Raw genomic sequence first — 23273 nt, forward strand, 5'->3', positions numbered from 1 at the left:
CACGCCCGAGCGGACGACGCACCGGCAACCGGTAACCGTTAAACCATAGACACAAACCAACCAATACCCTCTGGGGGCTAACGTGGCAGACATTCAATCGAACAACCCGGCCGTCAGCGGCGCAGTCACCCGCCGCGATGCAGCGCAGGCCGAAGCCGGCGGCCAGGAGTTCCTCGTCTTCACGCTCGGCGCCGAGGAATACGGCATCGATATTCTGAAGGTGCAGGAAATCCGCGGCTACGACAGCGTCACGCGCATTGCGAACGCGCCGGACTTCATCAAGGGCGTGATCAACCTGCGCGGCATCATCGTGCCGATCGTCGACATGCGCATCAAGTTCCATCTGGGCCGCGTCGAATACGACCACCAGACGGTGGTGATCATCCTGAACGTCGCGCATCGCGTGGTCGGCATGGTGGTCGACGGTGTGTCGGACGTGCTGACGCTGACCGCCGACCAGATCATGCCGGCGCCCGAATTCGGCGCGACGCTGACGACCGAATACCTGACGGGCCTCGGCACGGTCGACGGCCGCATGCTGATCCTGATGGACATCGAGAAGCTGATGACGAGCCGCGAAATGGAGTTGATCGAGGCGGTCAGCCTGTAACGGCGGAACCGGCGGGAGAAAGACATGAACCGATGGTCGATCCGCGCGGCGATGACCGCGGTCGGCGCCGTGCTGGTGTTGCTGACCATAGCCGTCGGCGCGCTCGGCATTTTTTCGCTCACCAACGCGAGCGGTGCGCTCGATGAAATCGCGAACGGCGATCTGGCGGCGACACGCGCATTGAGCGATACGTCGACGTATCTGCTGCGCGGGCGCGTCTCGCTTGATCGCGCAAGCGGCTTGCTGAGCGACGGCGAACTCGATCAGGCGAAGGTCGCGATCGATCGCGCGCAGGAGCTGTTCAACAAATCGAACGACGCGTGGCAGACGTTTACGTCGCTGCAAAAAGGCGGCGTCGAGCAGGCGCTGGTCGACGAAGCGGTCGCGCGCCGCGCGTCGCTGCTGCAGGACGCGGTTGTACCGGAGATCACCGCGCTGCGCGACGTCGATCTGACCACCTACCGGAAAATCGCGAACACGAAGATCAGCCCGATGTTCGTCGCGTTCGACAACGCCGCGGCGCCGATCGTCAAGGCCTTGCAGGACCGCGCTAGCCGCCAGCAGGCCGACGCGGCCGCGCATATCGCGACGATGAAGATGCTGATCATTGCAGGCGTGGTGGTCGCGGTGCTGATGATGGTCGTCGTGCGTGTCGTGACGAGCCGGATGATCACGAAGCCGCTCGACGACGCGATCGAATGCTTCGAGCGGATCGCAACCGGTGATCTGTCACAGAGCGTGCAGACTACGAGCCGCAATGAAATGGGTCGTCTGTTCGCGGCGATCCGCAAGATGCAGGACGGCGTCGCCGCGCTGGTCCGGGCAGTGCACACGAGCACCGAGTCGATCGACACCGGCGCGCGCGAGATTTCGATGGGCAATACCGACCTGTCGCAACGCACCGAGCAACAGGCAGCGTCGCTGCAGGAAACCGCATCGAGCATGGAGCAGTTGACCGGCACCGTGCGCCAGAACGCGGAGAACGCGCGCCAGGCGAGCCAGCTTGCGGTGAATGCGTCCGATATCGCGACGCGCGGCGGCGAAGTGGTCAGCGAAGTGGTCGTCACGATGCGCGACATCGCGGCGAGCTCGAACAAGGTCGTCGACATCATCGGCGTGATCGAAGGCATTGCTTTCCAGACCAATATCCTCGCGCTGAACGCCGCAGTCGAAGCGGCGCGCGCGGGCGAGCAGGGCCGCGGCTTCGCGGTGGTCGCCGGCGAAGTGCGCAGCCTCGCGCAGCGCAGCGCGAGCGCGGCGAAGGAAATCAAGGAGATGATCGGCGACTCCGCCGCGAAGGTGCAGGGCGGCTCGGAACTGGTTGGCCGCGCCGGCACGACGATGGAAGAGATCCTGCAGGCGGTGCGCCGCGTGACCGACATCATGGGCGAGATCAGTGCCGCATCGGAAGAGCAGTCGGGCGGCATCGAACAGGTGAATCGCGCGGTCAGCCAGATGGACGACGTGACGCAGCAGAACGCGGCGCTCGTCGAACAGGCGGCGGCCGCAGCCGCCTCGCTCGAGGATCAGACGCGGCAATTGCGCAGCGTGGTGGCCGGATGGCGCGTGTCGGACACGGGCGGCGCCGATTTCGCGGCGCCGCTGCGCACACCGGTTCGCCCGCAGTCGGCCGCGCCGGCAATTGCCGCGAAACCGGTTGTGTCAGCAACGAAACCTGGGCTGTCCGCGCATGGCGGCAGTGCGGCAAGCGCTGAAGCCGCTGCACCTAAGCACGACGCAGCAGCGAAACACGAAGGTCCGAAGCGCGAAATACCGGCTGTCCGTACCGAACCGGTGTTGAAGCGGCCGACGGTGAGTCGCCCGGGCACGGCGGCGTCGGCTGCCGCTGCATCGGCGCCGGCGGTCGCGTCTACGCCGGCGGGCTCCGACGCGGACTGGGAAACGTTCTAGAAGGATTGACGGGAAATGCAGGGGTACGGCTTCGCGCCCGCGAACGGGCGAAACGGCATAGCGCGCTCGTTGAGCGCGCACGGGCGAGGCCGTCCGTTGCCGGCGTGCGCCTGCGCCGATCACGCCATTGGCGCAGTGCGCGAGTGGAGAATCCGATGAGCGAACTACGCACATCGCAACGCAGCGGCCGTGCGGAGTCGGCGCGTGCCGGGGATCCCGGCCGCGACTTCGAGTTCACGTCGTCTGACTTTGCGCGCATTCGCGAGCTGATTCATCGCCGCGCCGGTATCTCGCTGTCCGACCATAAGCGCGATATGGCGTATAGCCGGCTTGCGCGCCGCTTGCGCACACTCGGTATCGACAGCTTTCGAACGTATCTCGACCAGCTCGAGTCGAGCAACGATCCGGCCGAATGGGAGGCGTTCACCAACGCGCTGACGACCAACCTGACCGCGTTCTTCCGTGAAGCGCATCACTTTCCGATTCTCGCCGAGTTCGTCAAGAAGCGGCCGCAGCCGGTATCGGTGTGGTGCTCGGCCGCGTCGACCGGTGAAGAGCCATATTCGATCGCGATGACGCTCGTCGAGGCGCTCGGCGAATCGGCCGCTCGTCAGGCCACCGTGCTCGCCACCGACATCGATACGCAAGTGCTCGCGAAGTGCGATGCAGGCGTCTATCAGTACGAGCAGGTGCGGCATCTGTCGCCGGAGCGTCTGAAGCGCTTCTTCCTGCGCGGCACGGGCGCGCACGCGGGGCTGGTGAAGGTGCGCCCGGAACTGCGCGCGATGATCCGTTTCGAGCGCCTCAATCTCACCGATCACGACTACGGCTTGCGCAATCCGTTCGATGCGATCTTCTGCCGCAACGTGATGATCTATTTCGACAAGCCGACTCAGGCGCAAGTGCTGGCGCGCTTCGAGCCGCTCGTGAAGCCGCGCGGCCTGCTGTTCGCGGGCCACTCGGAAAACTTCACCTATGTGACGCAAGCGTTCCGGCTGCGCGGTCAGACTGTCTACGAACTGACGCGCGACACCGACGCCGCGCCCGCGCAGGCACGTACGCACGGTGCGATGAATGAGGTGAACGCATGAGCACCGGGCTGCCGATCGCGAACAATCTCTACTACGACAATCACTTCAAGCGCCCCGGCGTGAAGCTGTTGCCGAACGAGTTCTATACGACGGGCGAGGACATGGTGCTTGTTACCGTGCTCGGCTCGTGCGTCGCCGCGTGCATTCAGGACCGCACCGCTGGCATCGGCGGCATGAATCACTTCATGCTGCCGGACGACGGTGCGGAAGTCGTGCAGGCGGCCTCCGACGCAATGCGCTACGGCGCATACGCGATGGAAGTGCTGATCAACGAATTGATCAAGGCGGGCGGGCGCCGCGAGCGCTTCGAAGCGAAAGTGTTCGGCGGCGCGGCGGTGCTCGCGGGCATGACGACGATGAATATCGGCGATCGTAATTCGGAATTCGTGCGCCGCTATCTGGCGCTCGAAAAAATCCGCATCCTCGCCGAAGACCTGCAGGGCGCGCATCCGCGCAAGGTCGCGTTCCTGCCGCGTACCGGTCAGGTGATGGTGAAGAAGCTCGGGTTGCAGCAGGACCCGGATGTGGCGGAGCGCGAACGCGTGCTGGCCCGGCAAACCGCCGAGGCACGCGCCGAGCGTCTCGCGAAGGCGCGTGCGCGCGTCGAGCTGTTCAGCGCCGGCCGCTCAGCGCCCGGTGCGGGCGGCGTCGGCGGCGCGGCAAAACCTCGTATCGAGCTGTTCGGCGCGGGCGGCCGCGAGAACGATTCCAATAATGCGCGGACCGCAGAGGAGGCATGACAACTGTGCAAAAGATCAAGGTATTGTGCGTCGATGATTCGGCGCTGATCCGCAGCCTGATGACTGAGATCATCAATGGCCAGCCGGATATGGAAGTGGTCGCGACCGCGCCCGATCCGCTCGTCGCACGCGAGCTGATCAAGCAGCACAACCCGGACGTGCTGACGCTCGACGTTGAAATGCCGCGTATGGACGGCCTCGACTTTCTCGAGAAGCTGATGCGGCTGCGTCCGATGCCGGTGGTGATGGTGTCGTCGCTGACCGAACGCGGTTCGGAAATCACGTTGCGCGCGCTCGAACTCGGCGCGGTGGACTTCGTGACGAAACCGCGGGTCGGCATCCGCGACGGGATGCTCGAATACGCGGAAAAGCTGGCCGACAAGGTGCGCGCCGCGGCGCGCGCCCGCGTGCGCCAGGCGGCGCCGGCCGCGCATGCGGCAGCAGCACACCCGGCCGGAGGCGCGACGCCCGCGCCGCTGTTCAATAACCCGCTGGTCAGTACCGAGAAGCTGATCATTGTCGGCGCATCGACCGGCGGCACCGAGGCGATCCGTGAAGTGCTCGTGCCGCTGCCGCCCGATGCGCCCGCGGTACTGATTGCGCAACATATGCCGCCTGGCTTCACGAAGTCATTCGCGCAGCGCCTGAATGGCCTATGCCGCATCACAGTAAAAGAAGCGGAGCATGGCGAACGGGTGCTGCCGGGACACGCGTACATCGCGCCGGGCCATGCGCACCTGCTGCTTGCGCGCAGCGGTGCAAACTATATTGCGCATCTGTCCGACGAGCCGCCGGTGAACCGGCACCGCCCGTCGGTCGACGTGCTGTTCCGCTCGGCCGCGCAGCATGCGGGCAAAAACGCAGTCGGTGTGATTTTGACCGGCATGGGCCGCGACGGCGCAGCGGGTCTGCTCGATATGCGCCGCGCCGGCGCCTATACGCTCGCGCAGGATGAAGCGAGCTGCATCGTGTTCGGCATGCCGCGCGAAGCAATTGCAATGGGCGCTGCCGACGACATTTCCCCGCTTGCGGATATGAGCCGCCGTGTGATGGCACGACTCAACGCAATGGGCGAACGGGTGCAGCGTGTGTAATCATGCCGGTCGCGGCGCGCTTGCATGCGCAAGCGTGGCGGCCGCGGGGTCCTTGCAGGTCGATTGGGTTACAGAGTAACCGCGGTAGAGCCGATAACCTTGCTAGATAGGGAATCGATGCGGCTCGGCTGCGGTTTTGCCGCGTATCGGCCAGAAGCAGTGGACGGGAACTGAATGACGAACGGGCGGCGCTCGCGCCGCCTCGCCGGATCAAGCAATACAGGGGAAAGAGAAGATGGACAAGGGAATGAAAATCCTGGTGGTGGACGATTTTCCGACGATGCGCCGGATCGTCCGCAACCTGCTGAAGGAGCTCGGCTACTCGAACGTCGACGAGGCGGAAGACGGTGCGGCCGGTCTCGCACGCCTGCGCGGCGGCAACTATGAGTTCGTGATCTCCGACTGGAACATGCCGAACCTCGACGGCCTCGCGATGCTGAAGGAAATTCGCGCGGATGCGAGCCTGACCCACCTGCCGGTGCTGATGGTGACCGCCGAATCGAAGAAGGAAAACATCATCGCGGCGGCCCAGGCTGGCGCGAGCGGCTACGTCGTGAAGCCGTTCACCGCGGCGACCCTCGACGAGAAGCTCAACAAGATTCTCGAAAAGCTGGGCAAAACCGGGAGCTGATGTGGACCAGCCGACCAACGCGCAGGACGCGGTCGCGCGCGACGACAGCGATCACACCACTGACCGGATTCTCGCCCGGATCGGCCAGTTGACACGTACGCTGCGCGATTCGATGCGCGAACTCGGCATCGACAAGCATGTCGAGCGTGCGGCGGAAGCGGTGCCCGATGCACGCGACCGCCTGAAATATGTCGCGACGATGACAGAGCAGGCAGCCGAAAAGGTGCTGACCGCGATCGAAGTCGCGAAGCCGATTCAGGAACAGCTGCAGCAGGAAGCGGGCGCGCTCGATGCGCGCTGGGCGAAGTGGTATGCGGCGCCGCTCGAGCGAAACGAGGTGCGCACGCTGATGGACGATACGCACGCGTTTCTCGGCAAGCTGCCCGACGCGACCGCGGCGACCAACCAGCAACTGCTCGAGATCATGCTCGCGCAGGACTTTCAGGACCTGACCGGCCAGGTGATCAAGAAAATCACCGAGATCGTGTACGTGATCGAGCAGCAGCTGCTTGGCGTGCTGGTCGAGAACATCGCGCCGGAGCGGCGCGAACAGTTCGCCGCGACCGCCGCCGCGCTCGCGGCCGAAACGTCGGCGACCGGTAGCCCGGAAGGTCTGCTCAACGGACCGCAGATTAATCCGGAAGGCAAGGCCGACGTGATGCAGGATCAATCGCAAGTCGACGATCTGCTGGCCAGCCTCGGCTTCTGATCCGCAAGCCCGTGCACTTTTGTGAATCCGCGGTCGTTGAACGGCTGCGGAACCTGTCCCTCTGCGGCGTCCACAGGCATACTACCCTTCACGCAACGCAGCAAGTGATTGAGCTTGCAGCACGCTATCGGATGCTTGCAAGGCAGCTTTCCGTCAGCGCGGGCGTTGTGACGAATGCGTGCTAAACGGCATGTGCCGTGTGGCGGTGTAATGCAAACCGGGTTCGGGCCGGGTGCGGCCGGATGCCGCGTGGCCTTCAACGGGGGAGAGTGCTGATGTTCGATTCGAATCAGTCGCGGCGAGTGCGCGCGTGCGGGCTCGCACTCGCTGCCGCCGCGTTCTGCGCGGCCGGCTTGCTGGCAGCCGCGTCGTCCGCTCAGGCGGCGCTGGGCGGCGGTCCGATGGCGACGCCGGATGGCGCGACGGTCACGTCGTCCACGCCTGCGCCGACGACGGCGAGCGCAACGATGCGCAACGCGATCGTGTCCGGCGCATCAGTGACGATGCCTGCGGCATCGGGCGCATCAGGTACATCGGCCGCGGTGCCGTACACCGTGCGCGAAACCACGCTGGGAACGGGCACCGTCGTGCGCGAGTACGTGTCGGCGGGCGGCATCGTGTTTGGTGTTGCGTGGAACGGGCCGGCCTTGCCGCAGCTGAGCAAGATTTTCGGCGACCAGTACTACCAGCAATACTCGGAGGGCGCGAGCGCCGCCCGCGCCGCGCGCGGCGTCGCGCGCGGGCCGTCGAGCGTCGAACACGGCGGCATCGTCGTCAAGTCGGGTGGCCATATGGGTCACTTCATCGGCGCTGCATGGCTGCCCGCGCAGCTGCCGGCCGGCGTGACCGGCGACGACATCCGCTAACCGACCGACGACTGGAGAATCGACGTGCAACGAACAACCAGAATGACGCGGTGGTTGATAGCCGCCGCTGCTGCACTCGCCGTTTCGCTGATCGCCGGTTGCGGCGGGGGCGGCGGCAGCGGCAACAACAACAACCAGACTTCGTCGCCGAGCAGCCCGCCGCCGGCTGGATCGAATCAGGTCGCGGCGGTGATCAACAGCGCCGTATCGAACACGCCGAACATTCCGACGGTCACCGTGACCGTCTGCGCGCCGGGTTCGGCGAGCCAGTGCCAAACCATCAATAACGTGCTGCTCGACACCAAGTCGTTCGGCTTGCGCATACTGAACTCGTCGCTCGGTTCGATCGCGGGCAGTCTGCCGAACGTGGTGCCATCGGGCTCCGCCGGCATTCTTGCGCAATGCGCGCATTTCGCGGACGGTTTCACTTGGGGGACGATCCGTTGGGCGGACGTGCATATCGGTGGCGAGACGGCGAGCAATATTCCGATGCAGCTGATCGGCGACCTGCCCGCCGCGACGATCCCGAGTGAAAACTGCACGGACAGGATACCGGTGTCGCAGGCTGAAGACACCGCGAGCGAGCTCAACGCGAACGGCATTCTCGGTGTCGGCGTGGCGGTGAACGACTGCGGATTGGGGTGCGCGCTGCCGATCTCGGACAGCGGCAATTTAAGCACGTACTTTTCGTGCCCTCCAAACGCGACCACCGCCAGTTGTGCACGGACATCGGTTTCCGTCAACCAGCAGGTCACCAATCCGATTTCGCGCTTCGCGGCCGACAATAACGGCGTGATCGTCCAGTTCCCGGCGGTGCCGGACGGCGGCTCGCCCACCGTGACTGGCCTTGTCACCTTCGGGATCAACACGCAGGCGAACAACGCGATGCCGGGCACCGTGACAAAGCTTGCCTCCGATCCGTTTGGTGACCTCGCCAACAGTTCCTTCAATGGCGCGCCCAACGTGGATGCCTTTCTCGACACCGGTTCGAACGGTCTTTTCTTCACGGCGACGCTACCGAAATGTGGCAGCAACGCGCCGGACTTCTACTGCCCGACCACCAGGCAGACCTTGAGCGCGACGCTGCAAGGGGTCGACGCGACCGTGGCCACGGTCAGCTTCGCCGCCGACAACGCGACGAACCTGTTCAATAGCCGGAACCTCGCGCTGAGCAACCTGGCCGGCACCGCTGGCAGCCTGCCCACTGCCCTCGACCTCGGCCTGCCGTTCTACTTCGGCCGCACCGTCTATCACGGGCTCGACCTGAGCGCGAACGGCGGCCAGGCACCGTTTATCGCGTTCTAACGTCGAGCCGTCACGAACCGCTACCAGGCGCCAGTAAGATCCACTAAGCGCCACTAACCGCCCCGACGAGCGGCCTCGAATGAGGCCGCTCCAGCCGGCGAGTCACGACGCCAGCGTCCCATCCGCTGCGGCCGCTTCCATCGGCGAACACCAACGCCGGCCTTCCATCTGCCTTCCATCCGGCGAAATACCCCCGTTTAACGCTCTTTATCCGGCGATGGTCTCTTTACGTCTACGGGAATAATCGCTCTCACCCGGAAAACCGGCAGTGGGTGCCGTGACCGCCTGGAGAGCCCCGTGGCAGAGGACAGCGACCTCGAAAAGACCGAATCAGCCACCCCTCGTCGCCGTCAGAAGGCGCGCGAGGAGGGGCAGGTTGCGCGTTCGCGCGAGCTCGTGTCGTTCGCGTTGCTGTCGGCGGGCTTTTTCGGCGGCTGGGCGCTTTCCGGCCATATCGGTGGCCACCTGGAGTCGATGATTCGCGGCGCGTTCACGTTCGATCACGCCACCGTGTTCGATACGAACCAGATGCTGATCGGCGCGGGCAACGCCGGCATCGAAGGCCTGACTGCGCTCGCGCCGCTGCTGGCGCTGACCGCACTCGCCGCATTGGTCGCGCCGATCGCGCTCGGCGGCTGGCTGCTGTCGTCCAAATCGCTCGAGCCGAAGTGGAGCAAGCTCAATCCGATCAAAGGCCTCGGCCGGATCTTCTCGCCGAACGGTGCAATCCAGCTGTGCATGGCGCTCGCGAAGACGCTGGTGGTCGGCGGGATCGGCGCGCTCGCGTTCTGGAATCACCACGACGACGTGCTCGCGCTTGTCACGCAGCCGATGTCGGTCGCGATGACCAGCGCCGGCCATCTGATCGCCGTCTGCTGCGCGACGACCGTCGCCGGGATGTTCCTGATCGCGGCGCTCGATGTGCCGTACCAGATCTGGCAATACGAGAAAAAGCTGCGCATGACCAAGGAAGAGGTCAAGCGCGAGCATCGCGAAAACGAAGGCGATCCGCACGTGAAGGGCCGCATTCGCTCGCAACAGCGGGCCATCGCGCGCCGCCGGATGATGGCGCAGGTGCCCAAGGCCGACGTGATTGTCACGAACCCGACGCACTTCGCGGTCGCGCTGCAGTACACGGACGGCAAGATGCGCGCGCCGAAGGTGGTCGCCAAGGGCGTGAACCTCGTCGCCGCACGGATTCGCGAGATCGCGGCGGAACACAACGTGCCGCTGCTCGAAGCGCCGCCGCTCGCGCGCGCGCTCTATTACAACGTCCGGCTCGATGCCGAAGTGCCGGGCGTGCTGTATGGCGCGGTCGCCGAAGTGCTCGCGTGGGTGTATCAGCTGCGCCGCTTCAATACGCAAGGCGGCGCCGAGCCGGTGCGGCCGAGCGACCTCGACGTGCCGGCGGAACTGGACAAGCGCGGCCCGGCCGCTGAAGAAGACGAAGACATCGAAGATATCGAAGACGTGGAAGAACTCGATCCGCAAGCCCGCGGCAACAACGATCGCGGCAACAGCGCGTCGCGCAATGACGGAGGCCGCGCATGAGCACGCCGCCCCGCGCCGGTTTCCTGTCGCGCCGCCCTGACGTGCTGCAGAGCGCGAACCTGCGCGCGCTCGCCGGGCCGATCCTGATCTGCATGATCCTCGGCATGATGATTCTGCCGTTGCCGCCGTTCCTGCTGGATCTGCTGTTCACGTTCAATATCGCGCTGGCGGTGATGGTGCTGCTCGTCAGCATGTACACGACAAAGCCGCTCGACTTCGCGGCGTTCCCGAGCGTGCTGCTGTTCTCGACGCTGCTGCGCCTGTCGCTGAACGTCGCGTCGACCCGCATCGTGCTGCTCGAAGGCCACACCGGCCCGGACGCGGCCGGCAAGGTGATCGAGGCGTTCGGCCACTTCCTCGTCGGCGGCAACTTCGCGGTCGGTATCGTCGTGTTCGTGATCCTGATGGTGATCAACTTCATGGTGATCACGAAGGGCGCCGGCCGGATCGCCGAAGTGTCCGCGCGCTTCACGCTCGATGCGATGCCCGGCAAGCAGATGGCGATCGACGCGGATCTGAACGCCGGCATGATCAACGAAGAGCAGGCGAAAAAGCGCCGCACGGAGATCGCGCAGGAAGCCGAGTTCTACGGTTCGATGGACGGCGCCAGCAAGTTCGTGCGCGGCGATGCGATCGCGGGCCTGCTGATCATGGTGATCAACATCGTCGGCGGTTTCATTGTCGGCGTTGCGCAGCACGGCATGAGCTTCGCGGACGCCGGCACGAACTACACGCTACTGACGATCGGCGACGGTCTGGTCGCGCAGATCCCGTCGCTCGTCATTTCGACCGCGGCCGGCGTGATCGTGTCGCGCGTCGCGACCAACGAGGACATCGGCACGCAGCTGACGTCGCAACTGTTCTCGAACCCGCGCGTGCTGATGATCACCGGCTCGATCCTCGTGCTGATGGGCCTGATTCCGGACATGCCGCATTTCGCGTTTCTGATTCTGGGCGGCGGTGCGATCCAGCTTGGCCGCGTGATGAAGAAGCGCGCGGAGCGCCGCAAGACCGAAGGCGCGCTGGTCGACGTCGCGCCGGCGGCGCTCGCCGCGCCGGAAAACACCGAGGCGAGCTGGGACGACGTGACGATGATCGACACGCTCGGTCTCGAAGTCGGCTACCGGCTGATTCCGCTCGTCGACCGCAATTCGGACGGCGAGCTGCTCAAGCGGATCAAGAGCATCCGCAAGAAGTTCGCGCAGGAAATCGGCTTTCTGCCGCCGGTCATTCATATTCGCGACAACCTCGAACTGCGGCCGAACGGCTACCGGATCACGTTGAAGGGTGTCGAGATCGGTGTCGGCGAAGCGTATCCGGGCCAGTGGCTCGCGATCAACCCGGGTCAGGTCAGCGCCGCGCTGCCGGGCACCCCGACCACCGACCCCGCGTTCGGCCTGCCGGCGATCTGGATCGACACGAACCTGCGCGAGCAGGCCCAGGTGTACGGCTACACGGTGGTCGATTCGAGCACGGTGGTCGCGACGCACCTGAACCATCTGGTCGTCACGCATGCGTCGGAACTGCTCGGCCGCCAGGAAGTGCAGGCGCTGCTCGAGCGGACCACGAAGAACACGCCGTCGCTGGTCGAGGAGCTGGTGCCCAAGCAGGTGTCGATCACGACGCTGCAAAAGACGCTGCAAAACCTGCTCGACGAAGGCGTGCCGATCCGCGATTTGCGCACGATTCTCGAAGCGATCGCCGAGCACACGCCGAAGGTGTCGGACGCACACGATCTCACCGCGGTCGTGCGGCTCTCGCTCGGCCGCGCGATTACGCAGCAATGGTTCCCAGGCAGTGGCGACATGCAGGTGATGGGCCTCGATTCGAACCTCGAACGCGTGCTTGCGCAGGCGCTGACGACCGGGCCGAACCCGGGTCTCGAACCGGGTCTCGCACAGACGCTGCTGACCGAAACGCAAAAGGCGATGACACGCCAGCAAAACTTGGGCTACGCGCCGGTGCTGCTCGTGCAGCACGCGCTGCGCGCGATGCTCGCGCGCTTCCTGCGCCGCAGCCTGCCACAACTGAAGGTACTTTCGTACGCGGAAGTGCCCGACACGAGAAATATTCGCGTCGTTAACCTCATCGGGGGTCAAGCTTGAACATCCGTAAATTCACCGGCGCAACCAGCCGCGACGCATTGCGCCTCGTTCGCGAAGCGCTCGGCGCGGACGCGGTCGTGCTATCGAACCGCGCGCTCGCTGACGGCACGGTCGAGATCGTCGCGCTCGCCGACAGCGAACTCGCGTCGATTGCGCCGGCCGCACGCAAAGTCGTCGCGGATGAAGGCGCGGCGCGCGCCGGTTCGGCCCCGATGTTCGCGAATCCGTATGCGAGCGGTTTGCCCGATGTGTTTTCGTCGGTATTTGGCGCGAGCCCCGAAGCCGGCGCCGATAACAACGAACTGGCTGCGCCGGCGGCCGTTGCGAGCCCGGTTGCCGCGCCCGGTGCGCCCGAGATCGAAGAGCTGAAGCAGCGCATCGAGCCGCGTATCGAGCAGCGAAGCGAGCAGCGAAGCGAGCAACGCAGCGAGCCGCGCAGCGAAAAGAGCGAGGCCGCTCCGGTGGCGAAACCCGCCGTGCCGGCCGCGTCGATCATGAAGCCGGTCGAGAAGCACACCGCAGCGCGCGCGGTGACGATGGCCGAAACGAATCCGTGGCTGATCGATCACGCGCAGGCGATCGCTGGCCGGCCGGACAACGAGCCGGGCGTGTACAGCTCGAAGCAGCCGCTGACGCCGGCGTCCGCCGCCGCGAAGGGCCTTGGCGCGCCGGCCGATGCGCCGGCCTCCGCCGCGCGCCGCGAGCTCCCGCATACGCCGCCGCTCGCGCCGATTCCGACGCTGACGAACGAGGCCCTCTCGAACGAGGCGCCCGACTGGGCGCGCGAAGCCGCGCAGCTCGCCGCACGCCGTGCGACGCAGCGTGCGACGTCGTCGTCCGGCTATCCGGAGCACGTGACGGCCGCCGTCACCGACGCAATCAACGCGCGCATGTCGCAGATCGTCAACGAAACGGTGATGCACGAGCTCGCGTCGCTGCGCGGGATGATGGAAGAACACTTCGCCGGCCTGTTGTGGGCTGACAGCCAGCGCCGCAGCCCGATCCAGTCGGCAATCACGCGGCACCTGTTCGCGGCCGGCTTTTCCGCGCAGCTGGTGCGGATGGTGGTCGATAACCTGCCGGCCGTCGAGACCTTCGAAGCGGGCATGGAATGGGTGTACTCGGTGCTCGAGTCGAACCTGCCGGTGATGGAAAACGAGGACGCGCTGATGGAGCGCGGCGGCGTGTTCGCATTGATGGGACCGACGGGCGTCGGCAAGACGACGACGACCGCGAAGCTTGCCGCGCGTTGCGTGATGCGCTACGGCGCGAGCAAGGTGTCGCTGCTCACCACCGACAGCTACCGGATCGGCGGCCACGAACAGCTGCGCATCTTCGGCAAGATTCTCGGCGTGTCGGTGCACGCGGTGAAGGACGGCGCCGACCTGCAGCTCGCGCTTTCCGAACTGCGCAACAAGCACATCGTGCTGATCGACACGATCGGCATGAGCCAGCGCGACCGCCTCGTGTCCGATCAGATCGCGATGCTGTGCCGCGCCGGCCAGCCGGTGCAACGCCTGTTGCTGCTCAACGCGACCGGCCATGGCGACACGTTGAACGAAGTCGTGCAGGCGTACCAGAGCTCACCGGACCGGCAGCCGCTGGCCGGCTGCATCCTCACGAAGCTCGACGAGGCGACCAACCTCGGCAGCACGCTCGACGCGGTGCTGCGTTACCGGCTGCCGGTGCATTACGTATCGACGGGGCAAAAGGTGCCGGAGAACCTGTACGTCGCGACGAAGAAATTCCTGATTCGCAGCGCGTTCTGCATCCCACGCGATCACTCGCCGTTCGTCCCGCAGGAGGACGACGTTCCGGGCCTGCTGTCCGCACTGTCCGCACGCTCGACGGCCGAGCAGCATGAGGTCCGGTTTGGCTAAGTTCATGTCCGATCAGGCGGAAGGCTTGCGGCGTCTGCTCGCGCGCCACGGATCGCGGGCCATCGCCGTTACCGGCGGCTCGGCCGGCGTCGGCTGCTCGACCACCGTCGTGAATCTCGCGGCTGCGTTGGCCGCGCAGGGCAAAGACGTGCTGGTCGTCGACGAGCATGCGGGCGAGCCGCACGCAATCGTTGCGAAGCCCGATGGCACGGCCGCCGAGCGCTTCGTCGCGTTCGCGCGCGGCGAGATCGCGCTCGATGCGGCGATCGAGCGTCACGGCGCCGGCTTCGGCGTGCTGGCCGCGCCGCGTCGCCATCGCGAAGCGTGCCGGCCGTCGCAGCTGGCCGCGGTGTTCGACAGTCCGGCCGACGTGGTGCTGATCGATGTGCAGTTCGAGCGCGACGGCCTGCTGTCGGATCTCGCGTTACAGGCGCACGACCTGATGATGGTCACGCGCGTCGCCGCTCAGGCGATTACCGATACGTACGCGTGCATGAAGCGCTTGCACTACGCGTACGCGATTGCGCAGTTTCGCGTGCTGGTCAATCACGTGCACAGCGTCGCCGATGCGCAGGTTGCGCTCGACAACCTCGCGGATGTCGCGGGGCGTTATCTGACCGTGGCGCTCGAAGGCGCGGGCTGCGTCACAGCCGATCCGCACATGGCGCGTTCCGAAGCGCTGTCGCGCTGCATCGTCGAAGCGTTCCCTTCGACATCCGCCGCGCGCGACTTCCGGCACCTTGCCGGGGAACTGCAGTACTGGCCGATGCGGCCAGCGATGTCGTCGCGCGCGCCGTGGTCGGCGAGCGCGACTGTCACACCGGCGTCTCACGCCGAACAACCGTCCGCGCAGCTCGCCTGACAGGCAGCGGACAAGGGGAGCTCGATGTACAACGCTCAAGGAAAGATTTCTCAGACCGACGTTCTGACGAAATACACGCCGCTGGTCCGGCGGCTCGGTCTGCAGCTGGTGGCGAAGATGCCGGCGAGCGTGGACCTCGACGATCTGATCCAGGCCGGCATGATTGGCCTGCTCGATGCGGCAAGCCGCTACAAGGAAGACCAGGGTGCGCAGTTCGAGACGTATGCGAGCCAGCGCATCCGCGGCGCGATGCTCGACGAACTGCGCAGCAACGACTGGCTGCCGCGCAGCGTGCGGCGCACGTCGCGCGAACTCGAGATGGCCATGCATCAGGTCGAGCAGGCGCTTGGCCGTGCGGCAAGCGAAGCGGAAATCGCGCAGCACCTGAAGATGCCGCTCGACGAATACCAGTCGATGCTGCAGGACCTGCACGGCAGTCAGCTGATCTATTACGAAGACTTCGACCGGTCCGCCGACGACGAACCTTTCCTCGACCGCTATTGCGTCGATCATTCCGATCCGCTGTCCGCGCTGCTCGACGACAGCCTGCGCGGCGCGCTGATCGAAGCGATCGAACGTCTGCCCGAGCGCGAGAAGCTGTTGATGTCGCTGTATTACGAGCGCGGCATGAACTTGCGCGAGATCGGCGCGGTGATCGAAGTGAGCGAGTCGCGCGTTTGCCAGCTGCATAGCCAGGCGGTCGCACGGCTGCGCGCGCGCCTGCGCGAAATGGCGTGGGCGGCCGAGGAGCACTGAGGGGCGGGCTGCCCGGCAACGGTTTGGCGGGAATTTATACCCTACGATTGCATCGTGGGGTATAAGCGCTTCCGGTCTGTCTTGTCGGGGTTTTACGGCTGCCCGCTTGTCGCGAAAGCCGCGGCGCTCATGGTGAATTTCGAACTGGATCTATCCGAACGCGCGCGAGATTTTCTGGCTGACCTGAGCGTCGCCAGCTGGCGCGCGAAGCGGTTTGTTTATACGCCGTAGTGCGACGGCACCTTGCCATCCGGCCCGTAGAACGTCGTCGCCTTTTCGGGCGTGCCGCGCAGCACCGCGAGAATGCGGCGGTTATAGTCCATACGCGTGCGAATCATCAGGCCGTTGTTGAAGTTGAGCGTGCGCGCGCGCTCGGCCGATTTCTGCAGCAAACTCCAGTGCTCGCTCAGACGCGGGTCTTTTGCCGCGGCGAGATCCATTCCACGCTTTCCGGCAGGCAGACCGCGCTCGCGCAGTTGCGCATCGCGCGTGCGCTCGAGCATCGTCAGCTTGTCCGCCATCGACGATTTCTGCTCGACGATCGGCTTGAGCACCTCGCCCGGCCATGCGGTCGACAGCGCTTGTTGTTCGCAGACGAGCAGCGAGGCGAACGCTTCGACCGTCGCGTATTCGTCGATGATGGTGTCAAGCAGGGCGTCTTTCATCACTCACTCAAACGTTGTGCCGCCCGCAAAGCGTGGGCGGCGCAGGCTTTGGATGCCGTCCGGCAGAAAGAGCGCCCTGAAAAAGAGGGACGCTCAGTTGCCGGCCGGCGGGGTGCCTTGCAGCAGGCCGCGTGCGGTTTCCAGCACGCCATCGGCAATTTTCGCCGGATCGATTTGCAGCGTGCCTTGGCGGATCGCCTGCTTGATCGATTCGACATGCGCGGTATCGATGTCGGCCGAGCCGGACGCCGCGAGGCTGCGCAACTGGCCCGCGAGCGCCGACAGGTTGACATCGGCGGCTGCGCCGCTCGTAGCCGGCGTCTGCGCGCCGCTCGTGCCGGCAGCGGCGGTGTCGCCCTGCTGGCTGCGCTGCACGCCGCCATTCAGCGGCGACAGATTCGGATTGGTGCTGGAATCGACTTTCACGATGGGCTTCCTGCTTCCTGAACGATTTGTCTTGATATCGGCAATCGCCCGCCGAAACTTTAGCGCAGTCGTAATCGGTCAAATTCCCGTCCCTATTGCCTTTGCCGCGATCTGGAACCAGTTGTTACTACTTGTTACCGCTTTGTTGTCTCCTGATACCGCCTGTTGTCCGGTTGTTATCCGTTTGCGATCGAGATACTGCCCGCTGTTACGCGGTAACTGCCTTTACATCTGGATCTCGACGGTCGCGCCGTCCTTCACCACGCCGGTGACGATCTGGCCGTTGGTCGTCTTGACCCGTACCTGCTGGCCCGGCGCTGCGTTGCTCATCGCGTTGCCTTCCGCCGAAATCGTGAACCCGTCGCCCGCGGCGACCACGCGCACCGTCTGCCCGGCCGTTACCGATGCCGCGCTCCTCAACGTGTCCTGACGCAGCGGCATCCCGGGGCCGATACGCTGCAACGCGACCGCGCCGACTGCCTGCGACGGGTCGGTGATCACCGTTTGCGGCAGGACGGCGAGGTCACCGTCGTGCGCGACGAGATCGGCGGCCGACAGCGTCTCACCCGGCGCGATCTGGCGCGCCGCCGTGTAGTAGGTCGCCAGCAGCGAGATGCGCGCCTGCAGATAGATCGTCCACGGACGCGCGCCCGCACAGCGCACGCCGACCGAAGTGCGCCCCCACAACCGTGCGCCGACCGGCATGAATGGCTCAAGCGCGGTGCAGGCCGCCAGACCGCGCCGGAATCCGGGCGCGACGGTGATGGTGATCTTGCCGGGCAGCCCGGCCGTTTGCTGCTGCAGGAAGGCAAGCGCCGTCGCGCGGATCGATTCGGGGTCCTGCTGGCCGGCGGCGGCGGCCGCAACGGCGTCCGCCGCGTTCGAGACGGCCGCAACGGCGCCCGTCGCGGCGACTGGAACGGCGTTGCCCGTCGCGACCGTGCGCTGTGCAGCACGCGTGGCCTGCAACTGCGCAATCTGCGCCGATTGCGCAGGCCGTTGTGCGGTCTGTGCGGCAGCCTGCGCGACGGCCGGCTGTGCGGTCTGCGCGGCTGCGGGCCTTGCGGCGACTCCTGCTGCGTTGACCTGTTCGGCCGTCGCGGCCACCGGCGTTTTAACCGCTGCCGTTCCACCGGAGCCGCCGAGTTGAGGCGGCATGCCACGCGCCGAAAGCGGATCGATCTCGATGGTGTCCGACGCGTTCGACGCATCGGCTGCACGGATGTCGGAGGCCGGCGGGCTGTAGCGCGCCTGCGCATTGCTGACGGTCACCGGCGCCACGCGGTTGGCCGCCGGCGGCATGTTCACGCGCTGCATCGTGACAGGAATGCCGGGCGGCGCGTTGGAAATCGTCACAACGCCGCTCGTGACGGTGCCCGTTGGCGCGTTCGCGGCATTGAGCGCATGAGTCGCATTGGCGGGATACCTGCCGGTTCCAGTCAGGTTGCCCGCCTCGGCAGTCCCCGGAATCACGATCTGACCATCGTCGGCATCCGCCGCGCGCTGCGCGGCCGGTGTTGGCCGAAGCGCGGCGAGTGCGGCCGCGCTCGGCTGCGACGCACGGGTTGTCACGCCCATGCGCGCAACCATTGCCTGGGCGTCGGCGGGATTCTTTTCACCGGGGCCTGGAATGACGATCGGGCCGCCGTTGTCCTGCGCGAAAGCCGTGATGGGCGCCACCGCGGTGAGCGTCAGCGCAATGCCGGGCAATGCAATCGTCAGCCGCGCGGCAACCGACGACGCGCGCAACGCTTGCCGCGCCGCGCCGCGCAGCCGAGCGGCGCGACACACGCCGGGCAGGGCAGCGAAAGCGGGCAGGGCCATGACAATTCTCCAGATTCGATTACAGAGGCACCCGCACAGGACCTGCGAGTACGAACGCATTCTAGAGAGCCGCCCCTGCTAGCAAACGTTGAATAGAGGGGGGCTTCCCCAGCTATTCGTTCAATTGGCTCTTGCATCGCGCCCATAAGATGCAGTCCATGCGAAAAAGCCTCCGCGTATTGTCCGCGCCGCCGCCGGTTACCTGCTGCGGCCCGCATACACGGGGTGGCAGGCAAACATGATGGCGGACCGTTCAGACGGAGATACGCACGATGCTTGACAGGCTCGACCAGGACTTTGCGTTCAACAAGGAAGCGCTCGACGTGCGCGCCTATCGGCAGGAGGTGTTGTCGTCGAATATCGCGAACGCCGATACGCCGAACTACAAGGCGCGCGACATCAACTTTGCGTCGTCGCTAGCCGGCGCGCTGCGCAAGGCGAACGGCCAGCCCGTTTCCGGCGCGGCGCCGCTGCAGATGACACAGCCGGCCGGCGTGACGAGCGGGATGACGCTTGCGACCACCGAGCCTGGCCATATGGCGGGCAAGGCGAAGCTGATCCCGACCGGCGGCCCGGTCCAGGATTACGGCCAGCTGAAGTACCGCACGCCGGTGCAGCCCGCGCTCGATGGCAACACGGTCGACCTCGACTCCGAGCGCGTGCAGTTCGCCGACAACACGCTGCATCTCGAATCGGGGATGACGATGGTGTCGTCGCAGATCAAGGGCTTGCTGTCGGCGATCACGTCAGGCAGCTAACACGATCACTACGGGGAGCGGCCGCGTCGATCGCCTGAACGATCACGACGCGCCGGCTTGCAGGACAAACGGCCGCACAGACGGCAACACAGCAGGCAGCACAGCAGCAACACGAACAACAGGGCGCCGCGCGGCACAAGAACAGCAATGCGCGGACGGCGGCACTCAATTAACGCTACGGGTTGGTACACGAAGGAGGCTCGACAGGCCATGTCATTAATGAACATCTTCAAGGTGGCGGGTTCGGCGCTGACAGCGCAATCGCAGCGCCTGAACGTCACCGCGTCGAATCTGGCGAACGCGGACAGCACGACCGGTCCGGACGGCAAGCCGTACCGCGCGAAGCAGGTCGTGTTCGCGGTCGATCCGCTCGGCGGCGCGCGCTCGGCTTCGGGCCAGCAGGTCGGCGGCGTGCAGGTGACCGGCGTGGTCGACGACCCGACGCCGATGAAGACGACCTACGACCCGAGCAACCCGGCGGCGAATGCGGACGGCTACGTGACCGCGCCGAACGTCGATCCGGTGCAGGAAATGGTGAACATGATCTCGGCGTCGCGCTCGTACCAGGCCAACATCGAGACGCTGAACACCGCGAAGAACCTGATGCTGAAAACGCTGACGATCGGCACCTGAGGAGAATCGCTTGAGCAGCTCAACAATCGGAAGCACCGGCACCACGGTGAACAACACGCCGAACGACACGATGGGTGCCAATTCGGCCAGCACCTCCGCGTCGGATCTGCAGACGACGTTCCTGAAACTGCTGGTCACGCAGCTTCAGAACCAGGACCCAACCGCGCCGATGGACAGCTCGCAGATGACGTCGCAGCTCGCGCAGATCGACACGGTGAGCGGCATCGCACAGCTCAACCAGACGCTGACGTCGCTGTCGTCGCAGCTGTCGGCGACCGAGGCGGGTCAGTCCGCGTCGCTGATCGGACGCACGGTGCTCGTGCCGGGCAATACGTTCACGGTCGATTTCCCGCTCAACGCGGACGGCTCGACCAGCACCACGCCGGCCGCATCGCCGTTCGGCATCAAGCTGCCGGGCGCCGCGTCGGATCTGCGCTTGCAGGTCAAGGACTCGAACGGCCAGGTGGTGCGCACGATCGATCTCGGTTCGCAGCCTGCCGGCGTGATTCCGGTGCCGGGCTTCAACCCGGTCGACGACAACGGCAACCCGCTGCCAAAGGGCAACTACACGTTCACGGTGACGGATGCGGGCGGTACCGCAACCGGCACGAGCGCGCCTCTCGCATTGACCGGCATCTCGGTGATCAGCGTCGTCACGCAGGCGGACGGCACACCAGGCCTGACCCTCGCGAACGGTCAGACCATCCCATTGAACGGCGGCCCCTCGGGCATTCTTTGATCCTCATCAGATTCGGAGCGCAACATGAGTTATCAGCAAGGCTTGAGCGGTCTGGCGGCCGCAACCAACGACCTCGACGTGGTCGGCAACAACATTGCCAACGCGCAAACGGTCGGCTTCAAGCAGAGCACGGCAGTCTTCGCCGACCTGTACGCGAATTCGATCGCGACCGCGGTGAACAACCAGATTGGTATCGGTACGCGACTGGCTGGCGTGCAGCAGGATTTCTCGCAAGGTCAGGTGCAGACCACCGGCACCGCGACCAACATGGCGATCAACGGCAACGGCTTCTTCCAGATGCAGAATCCGAACGGCCTGATCACGTATTCGCGTAATGGCCAGTTCGTGCCGGACAAGAACGGCTTTATCACGGACGCCGAAGGCAACAAGCTGATGGGCTTCCAGGCTAATGCACAGGGTCAGCTGCAAAAGGGCGACATTGTGCCGATCCAGATTCCGAACGCGAGCCTGTTGCCGCCGGTCGCGACCACGCAGGCGACCTTCGGCATCAACCTGGACGCGGCGGCGACCGCGCCTACCGCGGCATTCAATTTCCAGGACGACACCACCTTCAACTTCACGACGTCGATCAATACGGTCGATTCGCTCGGCGCGACCACCAAGGTCAACCTGTTCTTCGTGAAGGGTGCGACGCCGGGCCAGTGGGAAGTTTTCGCGGGCCCGTCGGGTGCCGCGCCGACCGACCTCGGCAGCATGACGTTCGATTCGGCCGGCGCGTTGACGGCGTCCGCTGATCCGGCGGGCAACCCGACTGCGGTGGCTGGCCAGTTCTCGATTCCGATTCCGCACACCGATGGTTCCGCGGCCCAGACCGTGGCGCTCAACCTGTCCGGCCTGACGCAGTTCGGCGCCGGCGGCAACGGCAGCACGCAAACGTCCGCACCGACGCAGGACGGCTTCGGCACGTCGCAGCTCGCTGACTTTTCGATTGGTAGTGACGGCACGATCACCGGCAACTACACCGACGGCCGTACCGCGATCCTCGGCCAGGTGCTGCTCGCGAACTTCGCGGACCCGAACGGCCTGCAGAACCTCGGCAACAACCAGTTCGCGCAAACCGCGCAGTCGGGTCAGCCGCAGGTTGGTGTGCCGGGTTCGTCGGTGCTCGGTTCCGTGCAGGGCAGTGCCGTCGAAACGTCGAACGTCGACCTGACCGGCTCGCTGGTCGATCTGATTACCGCGCAGCGCAACTACCAGGCGAACGCGCAGACGATCAAGACGCAGCAGACGATCGACCAGACCCTGATCAACCTGTAACGCGGCGACGCGCAAGCTGCCGCGAAATCCTGACAAGGACACAAGCGAGTCATGGACCGACTGATCTACACCGCGATGACCGGCGCCACTCAGGCGCTCGACCAGCAGGCCGTCGTCGCGAACAACCTTGCGAACGCGTCGACCACCGGCTTTCGCGCGCAGCTCGCGAACTTCCGTTCCGTGCCGATGAGCTTCGGCGACGGTTCGGCTGTCAACGACCAGACCACCCGCACCTTCGTGCTGTCTGCGACACCGGGTTCGGACTACACGCCGGGCCCGATCTCGCAGACCGGCAACCCGCTCGACATCGCGATTCAAGGCTCAGGCTGGATCGCGGTGCAGACGCCGGACGGCAACGAAGCGTACACGCGCGCCGGCAATCTGCACGTCGATGAGAATGGCCAGATCGTCACCGCGAACAACCTGCCGGTGATCGGCAACGGTGGCCCGATTGCGGTGCCGCCCGCATCGCAGGTGACGATCGGCACCGATGGCAGCGTGTCGGTGCTCGCGCCCGGCGACCCGCCGAACGCGATCGCGCTGGTCGATCAGATCAAGCTCGTGAACCCGGACGCGAACACGATGATGCGCGGCGACGACGGCCTGTTCCGTCCGGCCGACGGCAATCCGGCCGATCAGGATCCGAACGTGCAGGTCGCGTCGGGATCGCTCGAAGGCAGCAACGTGAATCCGGTTGCGGCGATGGTGTCGATGATCACCAACGCGCGCCAGTTCCAGATGCAGACGAAATTGATTCAGACCGCCGACCAGAACGAGCAGTCGGCCAACCAGTTACTCAGTTTCAGCTGATGCGGCGCGCCGCCGGAACTGAAACCCAT

22 protein-coding genes are annotated in these 23273 nt (G+C 65.5%); 19 read left to right on the plus strand and 3 right to left on the minus strand.

From position 1 onward, the window contains the following. Window positions 1-82 precede the first annotated feature (82 nt). From cheW to BX592_RS10260, 14 genes are all read left to right on the plus strand, one after another. Window positions 83-610 (plus strand): chemotaxis protein CheW, encoded by a 528-nt coding sequence (gene cheW / locus BX592_RS10195; protein WP_134191641.1) that lies wholly within the window; start codon window positions 83-85, stop codon window positions 608-610. 24 nt (window positions 611-634) lie between these two features. Next, window positions 635-2521, plus strand: coding sequence for a methyl-accepting chemotaxis protein (locus tag BX592_RS10200; RefSeq protein ID WP_134191642.1), 1887 nt, complete (start codon window positions 635-637; stop codon window positions 2519-2521). Between the two features lie 155 nt (window positions 2522-2676). Next, entirely contained in the window at window positions 2677-3612 is a 936-nt protein-coding gene (locus tag BX592_RS10205; RefSeq protein ID WP_134191643.1) for a CheR family methyltransferase, read from the plus strand. Then, window positions 3609-4352, plus strand: a complete 744-nt coding sequence (cheD, locus tag BX592_RS10210; protein ID WP_134191644.1) for a chemoreceptor glutamine deamidase CheD — start codon at window positions 3609-3611, stop codon at window positions 4350-4352. The genes BX592_RS10205 and cheD overlap by 4 nt, the downstream gene beginning before the upstream one ends. After that, a complete protein-coding gene (locus BX592_RS10215; RefSeq protein ID WP_134191645.1) occupies window positions 4349-5446 on the plus strand; it encodes a protein-glutamate methylesterase/protein-glutamine glutaminase in 1098 nt (365 codons plus the stop codon). The genes cheD and BX592_RS10215 overlap by 4 nt, the downstream gene beginning before the upstream one ends. A gap of 235 nt (window positions 5447-5681) precedes the next feature. Then, a complete protein-coding gene (cheY, locus tag BX592_RS10220) occupies window positions 5682-6077 on the plus strand; it encodes a chemotaxis response regulator CheY (protein WP_134191646.1) in 396 nt (131 codons plus the stop codon). 1 nt (window position 6078) lies between these two features. Beyond that, the gene (gene cheZ / locus BX592_RS10225; RefSeq protein ID WP_134191647.1) at window positions 6079-6786 is read left to right on the plus strand and encodes a protein phosphatase CheZ; all 708 of its coding nucleotides are present in this window, start codon (window positions 6079-6081) and stop codon (window positions 6784-6786) included. Window positions 6787-7061: 275 nt separating this feature from the next. Then, on the plus strand, window positions 7062-7652 hold the full coding sequence (locus BX592_RS10230) for a DUF2844 domain-containing protein (RefSeq protein WP_134191648.1): 591 nt from the start codon (window positions 7062-7064) through the stop codon (window positions 7650-7652). Between the two features lie 42 nt (window positions 7653-7694). Then, the gene (locus BX592_RS10235; RefSeq protein ID WP_134191649.1) at window positions 7695-8957 is read left to right on the plus strand and encodes a DUF3443 domain-containing protein; all 1263 of its coding nucleotides are present in this window, start codon (window positions 7695-7697) and stop codon (window positions 8955-8957) included. Window positions 8958-9254: 297 nt separating this feature from the next. Continuing rightward, window positions 9255-10508, plus strand: a complete 1254-nt coding sequence (gene flhB, locus BX592_RS10240) for a flagellar biosynthesis protein FlhB (protein WP_134191650.1) — start codon at window positions 9255-9257, stop codon at window positions 10506-10508. Continuing rightward, the gene (gene flhA, locus BX592_RS10245) at window positions 10505-12613 is read left to right on the plus strand and encodes a flagellar biosynthesis protein FlhA (protein ID WP_134191651.1); all 2109 of its coding nucleotides are present in this window, start codon (window positions 10505-10507) and stop codon (window positions 12611-12613) included. Before flhB ends, flhA begins: the two co-directional genes overlap by 4 nt. Continuing rightward, window positions 12610-14493: a flagellar biosynthesis GTPase FlhF gene (gene flhF, locus BX592_RS10250; RefSeq protein ID WP_134191652.1), complete on the plus strand. Its 1884-nt coding sequence runs from the start codon at window positions 12610-12612 to the stop codon at window positions 14491-14493. The genes flhA and flhF overlap by 4 nt, the downstream gene beginning before the upstream one ends. Then, window positions 14486-15355: a MinD/ParA family ATP-binding protein gene (locus BX592_RS10255; RefSeq protein WP_134191653.1), complete on the plus strand. Its 870-nt coding sequence runs from the start codon at window positions 14486-14488 to the stop codon at window positions 15353-15355. The genes flhF and BX592_RS10255 overlap by 8 nt, the downstream gene beginning before the upstream one ends. A gap of 24 nt (window positions 15356-15379) precedes the next feature. After that, window positions 15380-16111, plus strand: a complete 732-nt coding sequence (locus BX592_RS10260) for an RNA polymerase sigma factor FliA (protein ID WP_134191654.1) — start codon at window positions 15380-15382, stop codon at window positions 16109-16111. Window positions 16112-16329: 218 nt separating this feature from the next. On the opposite strand, the gene BX592_RS10265 is transcribed toward BX592_RS10260, so the two are convergent. The 3 genes from BX592_RS10265 to flgA form a co-directional block, all read right to left on the minus strand. Next, window positions 16330-16776, minus strand: coding sequence for a flagella synthesis protein FlgN (locus BX592_RS10265; protein ID WP_134191655.1), 447 nt, complete (start codon window positions 16774-16776; stop codon window positions 16330-16332). Window positions 16777-16869: 93 nt separating this feature from the next. Further along, window positions 16870-17202: a flagellar biosynthesis anti-sigma factor FlgM gene (gene flgM / locus BX592_RS10270; protein WP_134191656.1), complete on the minus strand. Its 333-nt coding sequence runs from the start codon at window positions 17200-17202 to the stop codon at window positions 16870-16872. Window positions 17203-17427: 225 nt separating this feature from the next. After that, window positions 17428-19026: a flagellar basal body P-ring formation chaperone FlgA gene (flgA, locus tag BX592_RS10275; RefSeq protein ID WP_243849455.1), complete on the minus strand. Its 1599-nt coding sequence runs from the start codon at window positions 19024-19026 to the stop codon at window positions 17428-17430. Between the two features lie 272 nt (window positions 19027-19298). Here flgA and flgB point away from each other — a divergent pair, with 272 nt between their 5' ends. The 5 genes from flgB (at window position 19299) to flgF (ending at window position 23244) form a co-directional block, all read left to right on the plus strand. Then, the gene (flgB, locus tag BX592_RS10280) at window positions 19299-19784 is read left to right on the plus strand and encodes a flagellar basal body rod protein FlgB (protein WP_134191658.1); all 486 of its coding nucleotides are present in this window, start codon (window positions 19299-19301) and stop codon (window positions 19782-19784) included. A 210-nt stretch (window positions 19785-19994) separates the two neighbouring features. After that, window positions 19995-20417: a flagellar basal body rod protein FlgC gene (flgC, locus tag BX592_RS10285; protein WP_208327882.1), complete on the plus strand. Its 423-nt coding sequence runs from the start codon at window positions 19995-19997 to the stop codon at window positions 20415-20417. Between the two features lie 70 nt (window positions 20418-20487). Further along, a complete protein-coding gene (locus tag BX592_RS10290) occupies window positions 20488-21156 on the plus strand; it encodes a flagellar hook assembly protein FlgD (RefSeq protein ID WP_243849464.1) in 669 nt (222 codons plus the stop codon). A 24-nt stretch (window positions 21157-21180) separates the two neighbouring features. After that, the gene (flgE, locus tag BX592_RS10295; RefSeq protein ID WP_134191660.1) at window positions 21181-22434 is read left to right on the plus strand and encodes a flagellar hook protein FlgE; all 1254 of its coding nucleotides are present in this window, start codon (window positions 21181-21183) and stop codon (window positions 22432-22434) included. A 51-nt stretch (window positions 22435-22485) separates the two neighbouring features. Next, on the plus strand, window positions 22486-23244 hold the full coding sequence (flgF, locus tag BX592_RS10300) for a flagellar basal-body rod protein FlgF (RefSeq protein ID WP_134191661.1): 759 nt from the start codon (window positions 22486-22488) through the stop codon (window positions 23242-23244). Window positions 23245-23273: the final 29 nt, after the last annotated feature.

The sequence above is a fragment of the Paraburkholderia rhizosphaerae genome (assembly GCF_004366595.1).
GTDB classification, from domain to species: Bacteria; Pseudomonadota; Gammaproteobacteria; order Burkholderiales; family Burkholderiaceae; genus Paraburkholderia; species Paraburkholderia rhizosphaerae.

Excerpts from the sequence above, each read along its gene's own strand:
- cheD (WP_134191644.1), top strand. The coding sequence starts at position 3,609 with ATGAGCACCGGGCTGCCGATCGCGAACAATCTCTACTACGACAATCAC.
- flgE (WP_134191660.1), top strand. The coding sequence starts at position 21,181 with ATGAGTTATCAGCAAGGCTTGAGCGGTCTGGCGGCCGCAACCAACGAC.
- flgA (WP_243849455.1), bottom strand. The coding sequence starts at position 19,026 with ATGGCCCTGCCCGCTTTCGCTGCCCTGCCCGGCGTGTGTCGCGCCGCT.
- BX592_RS10265 (WP_134191655.1), bottom strand. The coding sequence starts at position 16,776 with ATGAAAGACGCCCTGCTTGACACCATCATCGACGAATACGCGACGGTC.
- BX592_RS10235 (WP_134191649.1), top strand. The coding sequence starts at position 7,695 with ATGACGCGGTGGTTGATAGCCGCCGCTGCTGCACTCGCCGTTTCGCTG.
- cheY (WP_134191646.1), top strand. The coding sequence starts at position 5,682 with ATGGACAAGGGAATGAAAATCCTGGTGGTGGACGATTTTCCGACGATG.
- flhA (WP_134191651.1), top strand. The coding sequence starts at position 10,505 with ATGAGCACGCCGCCCCGCGCCGGTTTCCTGTCGCGCCGCCCTGACGTG.
- flgC (WP_208327882.1), top strand. The coding sequence starts at position 19,995 with ATGTCATTAATGAACATCTTCAAGGTGGCGGGTTCGGCGCTGACAGCG.
- BX592_RS10215 (WP_134191645.1), top strand. The coding sequence starts at position 4,349 with ATGACAACTGTGCAAAAGATCAAGGTATTGTGCGTCGATGATTCGGCG.
- flgB (WP_134191658.1), top strand. The coding sequence starts at position 19,299 with ATGCTTGACAGGCTCGACCAGGACTTTGCGTTCAACAAGGAAGCGCTC.
- BX592_RS10290 (WP_243849464.1), top strand. The coding sequence starts at position 20,488 with ATGGGTGCCAATTCGGCCAGCACCTCCGCGTCGGATCTGCAGACGACG.
- BX592_RS10230 (WP_134191648.1), top strand. The coding sequence starts at position 7,062 with ATGTTCGATTCGAATCAGTCGCGGCGAGTGCGCGCGTGCGGGCTCGCA.
- flgF (WP_134191661.1), top strand. The coding sequence starts at position 22,486 with ATGGACCGACTGATCTACACCGCGATGACCGGCGCCACTCAGGCGCTC.
- BX592_RS10200 (WP_134191642.1), top strand. The coding sequence starts at position 635 with ATGAACCGATGGTCGATCCGCGCGGCGATGACCGCGGTCGGCGCCGTG.
- BX592_RS10205 (WP_134191643.1), top strand. The coding sequence starts at position 2,677 with ATGAGCGAACTACGCACATCGCAACGCAGCGGCCGTGCGGAGTCGGCG.
- BX592_RS10260 (WP_134191654.1), top strand. The coding sequence starts at position 15,380 with ATGTACAACGCTCAAGGAAAGATTTCTCAGACCGACGTTCTGACGAAA.